Here is an 11,984-nt window from a genome sequence, read left to right as displayed (position 1 = left end):
ATCGGAACGGACATCGCCGCTTTCATGGACCGGCTCGGGCATCGTTTCACGACGCCCGAGCTTCTGGTTCGTGCGCTCACCCATAGCTCGATCGGTTCGGCGACGCGGCCCGACAACCAGCGCCTCGAATTCCTCGGCGACCGGGTGCTCGGGCTGAGCATGGCCGAGGCGCTGATCCGCGCCGATCGCGCCGCCTCCGAGGGGCAGCTCGCGCCGCGCTTCAACGCGCTCGTGCGCAAGGAGACCTGCGCCGATGTCGCGCGTCAGATCGACCTTGGCGCGGTGCTGAAGCTTGGCCGGTCGGAAATGATGTCGGGCGGGCGCCGCAAGGAGGCGCTGCTCGGCGACGCGATGGAGGCGGTGATCGCCGCGGTCTATCTCGACGCCGGCTTCGAGGTGGCCCGGGCGCTGGTGCTGCGGCTTTGGGGCAAGCGCATCGACGCGGTCGAGGAAGACGCGCGCGACGCGAAGACCGCGTTGCAGGAATGGGCGCAGGCGCGCGGTCTGCCGCCGCCGCGCTACGCCGCGATCTCACGCGAGGGGCCGGATCACGCGCCGGTCTTCACGATCGAGGCGCAGCTCGAGAATGGCGAGGCCGAACGCGCGAGCGCCGGCTCGAAACGTCAGGCGGAACAGGCGGCGGCGAAGGCGCTGTTGTCACGGTTGGAGGGCTCGGCATGAGCGAGAGCGGAACCACGCGCGCGGGATTCGTCGCGCTCATCGGCGAACCGAACGCCGGCAAATCGACGCTGCTGAACCGGATGGTGGGGGCCAAGGTCTCGATCGTCACGCATAAGGTGCAGACGACGCGCGCGCGCATCCGCGGCGTGTGCATGGCAGGCGATGCGCAGATCGTCTTCGTCGACACGCCCGGCATCTTTCGCCCGCGTCGGCGGCTTGACCGCGCGATGGTCTCGGCGGCCTGGGGCGGTGCGGCGGACGCCGATCTCGTCGTGCTCCTGATCGAGGCGCATCGCGGGCTGACCGATGGCACCCGCGCGATCCTCGAGGCGCTGAAGGCGCGCGAAGGCACGCAGCCGGTCGCGCTTGCGATCAACAAGATCGACAAGGTGAAGGCGGAGAAACTCCTCGCGCTCGCCGAGACGATGAACGCCGAGTTCCCCTTTGCGAAGACTTTCATGATCTCCGCGGAAAAGGGCTATGGCGTCGAGGATCTGCGCGACTGGCTTGCAGGGGAACTCCCCGAAGGCCCGTGGTATTACCCCGAGGACCAGATCGCCGATCTGCCGCTGCGGATGATTGCGGCGGAGATCACGCGCGAAAAGCTGACGCTGCGCCTGCATGAGGAGCTGCCCTATCAGCTCACCGTCGAGACCGAGAAATGGGAGGAGCGCAAGGACGGCTCCGCCCGCATCGACCAGATCGTCTATGTCGCCCGCGACGGGCACAAGGGGATCCTGCTCGGCCATGGCGGCGAGACGATCAAGGCGATCTCGAAGGCGGCGCGCGAGGAGATGATCGAATTCCTCGGCCGCCCGGTGCATCTGTTCCTGCAGGTGAAGGTGCGGCCGAACTGGCTCGAGGAAGCCGAGCGCTATTCGGAAATGGGGCTCGACTTCAAGGACGGCGACTGATGGCGGCGCGCCTCGCCTCGGATTTCTGGGTGAGGGCCTATCTGAAGCGCCTCGAGCTTGCCGATATCCCGGCCTATGTCACCGCCCGCGGGCAGGCCGAATCCGGTGCGGTGATGGTGAAATGCGCGCGGCTCGACGGCAGCGCGCAGCTTTACGAGCGGCGCAGCGACCTGATGGGCGGCGGCTGGAAATGGATGCTGCTGCATGACGGGGAGGAGGCCGAGGTCGATGCCTCGATCCGCAAGCAGCGCAGTTTCGACCCCGATCTCTGGGTGATCGAGATCGAAAGCCGCGACGGGCGCACGCTGCTCGACGAACCCGGCCTCGACGACTGACTTCCCTCTTTCGTCCGGGCGGCATAGCCTGCGCGGAGACCCCGGCATCCCGGGCCCGAGACCGGCATGGACTGGCAAGACCAAGGCACGATCCTTTCCACCCGCCCGCATGGCGAGACCTCGGCGATCGTCGAGGTCTTCACCGCGACGCATGGCCGCCACGCGGGCGTCGTGCGCGGTGGCGTCTCGCGCAAGGTCGCGGCGACGCTGCAACCGGGGAGCCATGTCGCGCTGAGCTGGCGCGCGCGGCTCGAGGATCATCTGGGCGCCTTCACGGTCGAGCCGCTCGCCTCGCGCGCCGGCGCAATGGCGGACCGGCTCGCGCTGATGGGGCTCAACGCGACCTGCGCGATGCTCGCCTTTGCGCTGCCCGAACGCGAACCGCATCCGCGTCTCTACGCCGCCTCGGAACCGCTTTTCGAGGTGATCGGGCAGGCGGCGGAGGGCTGGATCGTCGACTACCTGCATTGGGAAATGGCGCTGCTCGAGGAGCTTGGCTTCGGCCTCGACCTGACCCGCTGCGCGGTGACCGGCTCGCGCGAGGATCTCGCCTTCGTCTCGCCCCGCACCGGGCGCGCGGTGAGCCGCGAAGGTGCGGGCGACTGGGCGCCGCGGCTCCTCGTGCTGCCGCAATGCCTTCTGGGGCAGGGGCCCGCGACGCTTGACGAGATCATCGCGGGTCTCACCCTCACCGGCCATTTCCTGACGCTCTTCGCCGAGGAGCACGGGCACCGCCCGCTGCCCGAGGCGCGCAACCGGCTGATCGCGGCGCTTGCGCGGCGGGCCTAGGGCGCGGTGCGGTCGTCGAGCACCAGCTGCATCAGCGTGAGATCGAGCCAGCGGCCGAATTTCTGCCCGACCTGCGGCAGCGTGCCGATCGTCTCGAAACCCAGCTTCGCGTGCAGCGCGATCGAGGGCGCATTCTCCGCGTCGATCGCGGCGACCATCGCATGCACCTCCGCCGCACGGGCATAGGCGATCAGCTGCACCATCAGCGCCCTGCCGCGCCCGCCGCCCCGCGCCCGCTCCGCGAGATAGACCGAATTCTCGACGGTCGCGCGGAACCCTTCCTGCGGGCGGAACGGGCCATAGCTCGCATAGCCGAGCACGGCGCCGCCCTCCTCGAACACCAGCACCGGCAGACCCGCCGCCTGCCGCGCCGCGATCCACTCCGCGCGTTCGAGCGCATCGACCGGGGTCGCGTTCCAGAAGGTCGTCGAATGCAGCGCCGCGTCATTGTAAATCGCGGCGATTTCGGGGGCGTCTTCGGCTTCGGCGTCACGGATCATGGCGGGCTCCTTTGACGCCAGATGTCGCGCGGGCGCTCACGCCGCGCAACCTATTTCGTGGCGAGGAAGCGCGCCGTGCGCCGCTCCGCCTCCGCCGCGGGCACGAAGTCGATGCCGAGATCGCGGCGCGCCGCGGCATTGTCGAGCCGCAGCCGGTGGCCGATCATCTCCTTGATGATCGCAAGCTGGGTGTCGAAGAGCGACAGGATCGAGATCATCCATTTCGGCGCGATCCGCGTCGCGATCTTCCGCTCGGGGAACTCGGCCTTCAGCACCCGCGCAAGCTCGGGGAAGGACTGGAAACTTTCGGTGAGCATGTAGCGCCGGCCGATCGTCTCGGGCCGGTCGAGGGCGCGGACATGCGCGGCGGAGACGTCCTCGATGTCGACGATCGGCAGGTCGAAATCAGGCAGCATCGGATCCTTGCCGGTGAGCACCCGCTCGATCACCGCCACCGAGGAGCCGGTGTGGCGGTCCATCGGCGTACCGCAGACCATGCCGGGGTTGATCACGGTGAGCTGCATTTCGGGATGTTTCGCAACGAAGGCCCAGGCGGCGCGTTCGGCGAAGATCTTTGAGCGCGTGTAGGGGGCGCAGGTCGGCGCCTGCGGATCGGACCAGTCCGCCTCGGTGAGCGGATCGGAGGCGACGCCATGCATCACCGCCTCCATCGAGGAGGTCAGCACGACGCGGGTGACGCCTGCCGCCTGGGCGGCGGCCAGAACCCGCTCGGTGCCCTCGACCGCGGGGCGGATGATGATGCTTTCGTCCTTCGGCTTCGTCAGCGGGAAGGGGGAGGCGGTGTGGATCACCGCATCGACGTCCGCCATCGCCGAAGGCCAGCCCGCGTCGGACAGCAGATCGGCCTCGGCAAAACTGAGCCGCGCGCGCGCTTCGGGCGGCAGCGCGCCCATCGCCGCGCGCACCTCATCGGCGCGGCCGAGGCTGCGCAAGGTGCCGCGCACCGCGTCGCCCTGCGCGAGCAGGTCGTAAGCGATGCGTTTCGCGATGAAACCGGAGATCCCGGTGACGAGGATGGTGCGGGGCATGCGGCCTCCAAAATCTGAACCGTTTGGTTCAGTGTGCCAGAGGCCGCCCCGAAGTCAACCGCCGATCGGCTCAGCCGAGCAGACGGCGCGCGATCACCTGCGCCTGGATCTCGGCGGCGCCCTCGAAGATGTTCAGGATCCGCGCATCGCAGAGGATCCGCGAGATCTTGTATTCGAGCGCAAAGCCATTGCCGCCGTGGATCTGCAGCGCATTGTCGGCGCAGGCCCAGGCGACGCGCGCGCCGAGCAGTTTCGCCATGCCCGCCTCTACGTCACAACGCCGCCCGTTGTCCTTTTCCCAGGCCGAGAAATAGGTCAGCTGCCGGGCGATCATGATCTCGACCGCCATCATCGCGAGCTTGCCGGCGACGCGGGGGAATTCGATCAGCGACTTGCCGAATTGCTTGCGGTCGATCGCGTATTGCATGCCGATCTCGCAGGCCGCCTGCGCCACGCCCACGGCGCGCGCCGCGGTCTGGATGCGGGCCGATTCGAAGGTTTCCATCAGCTGCTTGAAGCCGCGCCCGGTCTCGCCGCCGAGCAGGTTCTCGCCCTTCACGCGGAAGCCGTCGAAGCCGAGCTCGTATTCCTTCATGCCGCGATAGCCCAGCACCTCGATCTCGCCGCCGGTCATGCCGGGCGTCGGGAACGGGTTGTCGTCGGTGCCCGGGGTCTTCTCGGCGAGGAACATCGAGAGGCCGCGGTAATCGGTGGTGTCCGGGTCGGTGCGGGCGAGCAGCGTCATCACATGGGTGCGCTGCGCATGGGTGATCCAGGTCTTGTTGCCGGTGACGACCCAGTCATCGCCCTCGCGCACGGCGCGGGTGCGCAAGCTGCCGAGGTCGGAGCCGGTGTTCGGCTCGGTGAAGACGGCGGTCGAGAGGATCTCGCCCGAGGCGAGGCCCGGCAGCCATTTCTGCTTCTGCTCCTCGGTGCCACCGCAGAGGATCAGCTCGGCGGCGATCTCCGAGCGGGTGCCGAGGGAGCCCACGCCGATATAGCCGCGCGAGAGCTCCTCGGTGACGACGACCATCGAGGCCTTCGACAGGCCGAGCCCGCCGTATTCCTCCGGGATCGTCAGGCCGAAGACGCCGAGCTCGGCGAGCTCCTCGATGATCTCCATCGGGATCAGTTCGTCCTTGAGGTGCCACTCATGCGCGTTCGGGATCACCCGCTCCTCGGCGTAGCGGTGGAACTGGTCGCGGATCATCTCGAGCTCTTCGTCGAGGCCCGAGGCGCCGAAGAGGGCGCGGCCGTGGTTGTTGCGCATGCAGGCGACGAGCGCCATCCGCGCGGCAGAGGTATTGCCCTCGGCCATCAGCTTCGCCGCGGCCTCCGAGGGCGCCCAGCTCACGCCGAGATCGGAGAGGCGGGCGACTTCGCCCTGGCTCATCGGGATGCCGCCGGCGATCTGGTTCAGATATTCGCCGAAGCCGATCTGCAGGATCAGGCTTTCCATTTCGCCAAGGCCGCCCGCCTCGGCGACGCGCCCGGCCCAGGCGCGCAGCTGCACCAGCGACTGGTTGTAGGTCGCGAGCCAGGAAAGCGCATGGGCGGCGAACTGGTCCTTTTCGAGCGCGGCGCCCGAAACCTTGCCGTCGCGGCTCACCCGCATGCGGAGCGCGGAGGCCGCCTGTTCGAGCGTGCCCGCCACTTCGGGAAGGGCGGCTTCGGTGAGGGCAAGGAGATCGGGAAGAACGGTCGTGGTCATGTCAGCCTCATCCGCGCCATGAATCGGCGCCTGTCTGCAGTTGCTCCGTGCTTAGGGAGTTTGCAGGCGCAGCGCAATAAAAATTCGCAGGCGCAGCGATACGGGTTCGAATGTGTCGCATCGGATCGGCCCGCGGAGGGGGCTCCGCCCCCGGCTTCGCCTCCCCCGAGGTATTTTCGGCAAGATGAAAGCCCGCCCCTTCATCTTGCCGAAAATACCTCGGGGGTGAACTGGCGCAGCCAGGAGGGGGCAGCGCCCCCTTGTGCGGCTTCAGGCGGCGAGCGGGCCGCGGCCACGGGCGCGGCTGGCGGCGAGGGCCTGCGCTTCGAAGGGTTCGAGCGCGCGCCGCGCCGGGCTGCGGTGCAGTGGCAGCGTCTCCTCGGCGACCAGCGCGGCGAGGGCCGTGGTGCGCGCAAGCGCCGGCTGACAGGCGAGGCGCCCGGCGGAGAGGCTTTCGATCCGGCAGTCGTCGGCGATCAGCAGGTGATGGTCGGCAAGCAGCAGGCCCTGCCAGTTCAGCACGCAGGGGCGGTCGGGCTGCAGCGCGGTGCAGCCGTCGACGAGATGCTGCGCGGCGACGAGCACTTCGTCCTCGCCGAAGAGATCGTCGACCACCGGGCCTTCGAGGGCGATGCGGTGCTGCGGCATCAGCCAGAGGTCGCGGGTGGCGCCGAAGGCGGGGGCGCAGAGCCGCACCGGGCGCAGCGCGCCCAGCGCGGGCAGCGCGACGCGCCCCGACCAGAGCAGGGGCTGCGGCCCGGCATCGACGGTTTCCACCAGATCGCCCGCGCGCAGGCTGCCGGCGGGGCGGGGGCCGTTGGGGGTGGCGATCGGGGTCGCGGGGGCGAAACAGGCGCCGGGGCCGACCGGGTGGCGATGGGTGCCGAAGGCGAACCAGTCGGTGCGCGGCCCGATCCGCGCCGGCTCGGCGCCGCTTGCCAGCGCCGCGATGTCGCTGCGCGAGAGCGGCAGCGGCGCGCGGCCCGCGCGTTGGCGCAGCGTGCCGGCGCGGGGTTGTTCGAGCGTGAGCAGGCTTTCGCTCCGCGCGAGATTCCAGCTCCAGCTGAGGCGCATGGTGCCGCCCGTCTCGCATTCCGCGCCCAGATCGAGCGAGAGCGCATGCACCGCCGCCCCCTGCCGTTGCAACAGGGTGAGCCGCCCGTCGGCGCCGAGCGCGAGCGAGAAGAACCCGCCCTTGCGCGCGAGATGCATCAGGGGCAAGGGCCCCCGTTCGCCGCGCATCAGGGTGAACTCGAGCATCAGGCTGCCCTGCGCCAGCCGTTCGGGCAGCGGCTCGGGCGAGAGGCTTCGCGCGCCGTCGCCGGGCAGATGGGCGATGATCCAGCCGGAGGTCCGCATCGTCCCCCCTCAGGCCGCCATCGCGCGCAGCAGCCGCGCCTCGTAGGCGCGTAGCAGGCGGCGGGCGGCGGGGCTGTAGCCCTCGCCGGTGGCGGGGTCGATCTCGGGGAAGAGGGCGCAGATCTCGGCCTGCACCGCGGCCTCCATCGAGCCGAGCACTTGCGGCCCGGGCAGGAAGCTTTCGCTCGCGATCCCCTCGGAGAACACGATGTGATGGCGGTCGAAGAGGATATGGACGTAATCGACCGTGCCGCCCTCGGCCACGGTGACGGAGGTGCCGTTCACCAGATCCTTCGCCGCGACGAGCACCTCGGCCTCGCCGAAAAGCAGTTCGGCGACCGGGTCGCGCATCAGCACCCGGTGCTGCGGCGAAAGCAGGAGCGGCCGCGCCGCGCCATGCGCGCCGGCGGCGAAACGGATCGGCGCGAAGCTGCCCTCGGCCGCGACCGAGCGCCGCCCGACCCAGCGCAGCGGTTGCGCGCCGGCGTCCTGCGTCAGCACCAGATCCCCGGGCGCGAGGCTTTCCACCGGGCGCAGCCCCTCGGGCGTGGCGATCCGCGTGCCGGCAACGAAACAGGGCACGACATGGACGGTGACGAGACCGACATCGGTATGGCCGTCCGAGGATTCCACCTCATAGGTGAAATTGACGGTCTCTTCGTCGCCGTCGGTATGGATCGAGAGCGTGCCGTCGGCGTTGAGCGTCACCGTCTCGCCGGAGGCGAGGGTGACGGTCTGGCCCGCGGTGACCTCGACGCCGTTGATATGGGTGATCGTGAGCGTTCCGCCCGAGGTATGGTTGACGTCGTTCGACAGCACGTCGATCGTCTTCGTGTCGTTCGGGTCGATGCGCAGCTCGTCGTCGACGGCGATCAGCACGGTCTGCACCGAATCCCCGGCGATCAGCAGGTTCGAATCGTAGCTCGAATCCGACACGTCGGCGATGCCGATGCGGATCGAGTTCAGCACGTCGACATTGACCGGGAAGGTCAGCGTCATGGTGACGGTGAAGCCGTCCATCTCGGTGTTGTAGGCGTCGTTCGTATTCGAGATGTAGAGGTTCTCGTTATTGGCGCCGTTGATGTTGTTGACCGAGGTGGTCGAGGCCGAGACATTGACCTGCACCTGCTCGCCGTTGACCCAGACGCCGACGACGTCGTTGTAGATCGAGTTGACGTATTCCGGGTATTCCTCCGAGGCGAAGGTGAAGCTGATCGTCATCAGATCGCCGGTCGGGATGAAGTCGACGTCGAGCCAGGCCGCGTCATAGGTATGGGTGCCGGCGAGCGCGTTGAACTGGCTGTTGTTGTCGACGCCGGAGGTATTGGTCGAGGTATTGGTCGCGCGGTTGGGGTCGGAGGAGAACCGGCTCGAGGAATTGGTGAAATCCGTGGCGTTGCCGGTCGAGAGGATCACGCCGCTGTCGGAGGGGGTGGCATCGGGCGAGATCGCGTCGCCGTTCGAATAGACCGCAGAAGACCCCGCGGCCCCGGTATAGGAGGCCGAGACCACGGTGACGCCGTCGCCGAAGATCGTTTCCGCCATCTGCATCGCAGAGGCGTTGGTGTTGTAGGTCAACTCGCTCGCGCGTGCCACGTCCTGCCCCCGAAGACGGGAGACAGCACATCACTGCCCCGGGCGATCGCCCGGTTTCCGGATGGGCCGTTTCGGCCTCTGTTTGGGGGCACGTTGGCCCTGCTCGTGATGCCCTGCCTCGGGTCGGTATTGATTTTCTTCAAGAATATGCCCGGGTTTCGCCGTGAGGAAACCAAAATCGCCCGAACTGGACAAGGACAGGTCAGGGGGTTGCGGGCGCGCAACAGTCGCGCGCGTTGCGCTTGGCGGCGGGCGGGGCTAAGCCTTGGGCCTCGAAAGGATGCCGCCATGTCCCATGCCCCCGTCGATCCCGTCCGCCTGACCGCCGATCTGATCCGCTGCCCCTCGGTCACGCCCTCCGAGGGCGGTGCGCTGCAATTGCTCGAGGGGCTGCTCTCCGAGGCGGGCTTCGCCTGCATGCGCGTCGATCGCAACGGCATCCCCAACCTCTTCGCGCGCTGGGGGGCGAAGGGGGCGAAGGCCTTCGGCTTCAACGGGCACACCGATGTGGTGCCGGTGGGCGATGCGAAGGCCTGGAGCCACGACCCCTTCGGCGGCGAGATCCACGGTGGCGTGCTTTGGGGACGGGGTGCGACCGACATGAAATCGGGCGTCGCCGCCTTTGCCGCCGCGGCGGTGGATTTCGTGCGCGCCACGCCGCCCGAGGGCGCGGTGATCCTGGCCATCACCGGCGACGAGGAGGGGGTGGGCCGCGACGGCACGCGCGCGCTCCTCGACTGGATGGCGGATCAGGGCGAGGCGATGTCGGTCTGTCTCGTCGGCGAACCGACCTGCCCGAATGTGCTCGGCGAGATGATGAAGATCGGTCGGCGCGGCTCGATGACCTTCTACCTCACCGCGCGCGGCGTGCAGGGCCATTCCGCCTATCCGCATCGGGCGAAGAACCCGCTGCATGCGATGGTCGATCTGCTTGGCCGGATGACGGCACAGCCGCTCGACGCCGGCACCGATCATTTCGAGCCTTCGACCTTGCAGATCACCACGATCGACTGCGGCAATCCGGCGAATAACGTGATCCCGGCCGCGGCGACGGCGACGGTGAACATCCGTTTCAACGACGCGCATTCGAGCGCCTCGATCACCACCTGGGCCGAGGGGCTGATCGCCGAGGTCGCCACCGCGACCGGCGTCGGCTTCGATCTGCGCACCGAGGTTTCGGGCGAGAGCTTCCTCACCCCGCCCGGCGATTTCGTCGCCCTCGTGGCGAAGGCGGTCGAGGATGAGACCGGCGTGAAGCCGGAACTGTCGACTTCGGGCGGCACCTCGGACGCGCGCTTCGTCAAGGATCACTGCCCGGTGCTCGAATTCGGCCTTGTCGGCCGGACGATGCACCAGGTCGACGAGCGGATCGAGACCGACCAGATCACCGCGCTGAAGGCGATCTACGCGCGCATCCTGCGGGAGTATTTCGCGTGAAGATCGTCGAGACGACCGATCTCACCGCGCCGCATGCGCTGCGCCGCGCGGTGTTCATCGAAGAACAGGGCATCGCCGAGGTCGAGGAATGGGATGATCTCGACGCCGAGGCAGTGCATCTCGTGGCGCTCGACGGTGACACGCCGCTCGGCACCGCGCGCCTCTTCGTGACGGGCGATCTGGGCAAGATCGGCCGCGTCTGCGTGGCAAAACCCGCGCGCGGCACCGGCCTTGGTGCGGCGCTGATCCGCGAGGGCTGCACGCGACTCGCCGCGGCCGGCTGCACCCGGGTCCAGCTCGGCGCACAATGCTCTGCCATCCCCTTCTACGAAAAGCTCGGCTTCGTGGCTTTCGGTCCAGAATATGACGACGCCGGCATCCCGCACCGGAACATGGAAAAGCCCCTCTGATTTCTTCTTGGCGGAAATACTCCGGGGGTGCGGGGGCGGCGCCCCCGCTTGCCCCGTGACGGCCCCGCGCGCCCGTGCTACGCAGGGCCATGACCCAAGCCCCGATCCCCACCAAGCAACAGATCCTCGACTGGCTCGCCGACAATCCCGGCACCGGTGCGAAACGCGACATCGCCCGCGCCTTCGGGCTGAAGGGCGCGGCGAAGATCGAACTGAAGCGCCTGCTCAAGGAACTGGCCGAGGAGGGGCATATCGCGCGCCGCCGCCGCAGCTATCACGAGGCGGGCAAACTGCCGCCGGTGACGGTGCTCGAGGTGACGGGGCCGGACGATCAGGGCGATCTCTGGGCGAAACCGGTCGAATGGGAGGGGGAGGCGCCCGCCGTCCTCGTCTTCCCGCGCAAGGGCGATCCGGCGCTCGACCGCGGTGATCGCATCCTCGCCCATATCGCGGCGGCGACCGGGCAGGGCTACGACTACGAAGCGCGGCCGATCCGCAAGATCGGACAGGCGAGCCATCGCATCGTCGGCATCTTCCGCAAGGGGGCCGAGGGCGGGCGGATCACGCCGATCGACAAGGGCGAGACGAAGGAATGGATCGTGCCGCCCGGCGCCACCGGTGAGGCGCGCGACGGCGAGCTGGTCGAGGCCGAGCAATCCGGGCCGAAGGGGCGGATGGGCCTGCCGCGGGCGCGCATCCTCGAGCGGCTCGGCGATCCGACCGCGCCGCGGGCGGTTTCGCTCATCGCGATCCACCAGCACGGCATTCCCGACGATTTCCCCGATGCGGTGATGGCCGAGGCCGATGCGGAGCAGCCCGCGGGCTTCGACGGGCGCGAGGATCTGACCGATTTGCCCTTCGTCACCATCGACCCGGCCGATGCGCGCGACCGCGATGACGCCTGCCTCGTGCTGGCCGACGACGATCCGCGCAACGAGGGCGGTTTCCTGCTTTGGGTCGCGATCGCGGATGTCGCCTTTTACGTCCGCCCGGGCTCGGCGCTTGATCGCGAGGCGAGAAAGCGCGGCAATTCCACCTATTTCCCCGATCGCGTCGTGCCGATGCTGCCCGACCGGCTTTCGGGCGATCTGTGCAGCTTGCACGTGCATGTGGCGCGCGCGGTGCTAGCGGTGCGGATGAAGGTCGATGCCCATGGCAACAAGCTCTCGCATCGCTTCACCCGCGGCATGATCCGTTCGGTCG

11 protein-coding genes and 1 pseudogene are annotated in these 11,984 nt (G+C 68.6%); 7 read left to right on the top strand and 5 right to left on the bottom strand.

Annotated elements, in window-relative coordinates; genetic code table 11:
• Positions 1 to 24 precede the first annotated feature (24 nt).
• The 4 genes and pseudogenes from rnc to recO all read left to right on the top strand — a co-directional run.
• Positions 25 to 682 (top strand): annotated as a pseudogene (gene rnc, locus AB7U46_RS03550) (ribonuclease III); the annotation flags it as partial.
• A complete protein-coding gene (gene era / locus AB7U46_RS03545) occupies positions 678 to 1,595 on the top strand; it encodes a GTPase Era (protein ID WP_428335555.1) in 918 nt (305 codons plus the stop codon). The pseudogene rnc and the gene era, both read left to right, overlap by 5 nt.
• Positions 1,595 to 1,930, top strand: coding sequence for a DUF1491 family protein (locus AB7U46_RS03540; RefSeq protein WP_428335554.1), 336 nt, complete (start codon positions 1,595 to 1,597; stop codon positions 1,928 to 1,930). Before era ends, AB7U46_RS03540 begins: the two co-directional genes overlap by 1 nt.
• Before the next feature lie 66 nt (positions 1,931 to 1,996).
• A complete protein-coding gene (gene recO, locus AB7U46_RS03535) occupies positions 1,997 to 2,719 on the top strand; it encodes a DNA repair protein RecO (protein WP_428335553.1) in 723 nt (240 codons plus the stop codon).
• On the opposite strand, the gene AB7U46_RS03530 is transcribed toward recO, so the two are convergent.
• The 5 genes from AB7U46_RS03530 to AB7U46_RS03510 form a co-directional block, all read right to left on the bottom strand.
• Positions 2,716 to 3,219: an N-acetyltransferase family protein gene (locus AB7U46_RS03530; RefSeq protein ID WP_428335552.1), complete on the bottom strand. Its 504-nt coding sequence runs from the start codon at positions 3,217 to 3,219 to the stop codon at positions 2,716 to 2,718. The genes recO and AB7U46_RS03530 overlap by 4 nt on opposite strands.
• Before the next feature lie 50 nt (positions 3,220 to 3,269).
• Positions 3,270 to 4,268 (bottom strand): NAD-dependent epimerase/dehydratase family protein, encoded by a 999-nt coding sequence (locus AB7U46_RS03525; RefSeq protein WP_428335551.1) that lies wholly within the window; start codon positions 4,266 to 4,268, stop codon positions 3,270 to 3,272.
• Positions 4,269 to 4,338: 70 nt separating this feature from the next.
• Positions 4,339 to 5,979: an acyl-CoA dehydrogenase family protein gene (locus AB7U46_RS03520; protein ID WP_428335550.1), complete on the bottom strand. Its 1,641-nt coding sequence runs from the start codon at positions 5,977 to 5,979 to the stop codon at positions 4,339 to 4,341.
• A 270-nt stretch (positions 5,980 to 6,249) separates the two neighbouring features.
• The gene (locus tag AB7U46_RS03515; protein WP_428335549.1) at positions 6,250 to 7,338 is read right to left on the bottom strand and encodes a Hint domain-containing protein; all 1,089 of its coding nucleotides are present in this window, start codon (positions 7,336 to 7,338) and stop codon (positions 6,250 to 6,252) included.
• Between the two features lie 9 nt (positions 7,339 to 7,347).
• Entirely contained in the window at positions 7,348 to 8,883 is a 1,536-nt protein-coding gene (locus AB7U46_RS03510) for a Hint domain-containing protein (protein WP_428335666.1), read from the bottom strand.
• 339 nt (positions 8,884 to 9,222) lie between these two features.
• Here AB7U46_RS03510 and dapE point away from each other — a divergent pair, with 339 nt between their 5' ends.
• The 3 genes from dapE to AB7U46_RS03495 all read left to right on the top strand — a co-directional run.
• On the top strand, positions 9,223 to 10,371 hold the full coding sequence (dapE, locus tag AB7U46_RS03505) for a succinyl-diaminopimelate desuccinylase (protein WP_428335548.1): 1,149 nt from the start codon (positions 9,223 to 9,225) through the stop codon (positions 10,369 to 10,371).
• Positions 10,368 to 10,781: a GNAT family N-acetyltransferase gene (locus AB7U46_RS03500; protein ID WP_428335547.1), complete on the top strand. Its 414-nt coding sequence runs from the start codon at positions 10,368 to 10,370 to the stop codon at positions 10,779 to 10,781. The genes dapE and AB7U46_RS03500 overlap by 4 nt, the downstream gene beginning before the upstream one ends.
• 89 nt (positions 10,782 to 10,870) lie before the next feature.
• On the top strand, positions 10,871 to 11,984 hold a 1,114-nt coding region (locus AB7U46_RS03495), incomplete at its 3' end, for an RNB domain-containing ribonuclease (RefSeq protein WP_428335546.1).

It is taken from the genome of Paenirhodobacter sp., assembly GCF_050177655.1.
Classification (GTDB): Bacteria; Pseudomonadota; Alphaproteobacteria; order Rhodobacterales; family Rhodobacteraceae; genus Rhodobacter.
Note: the sequence above shows the minus strand (reverse complement) of the source record. Positions and strands in the feature narration are given on the sequence as shown.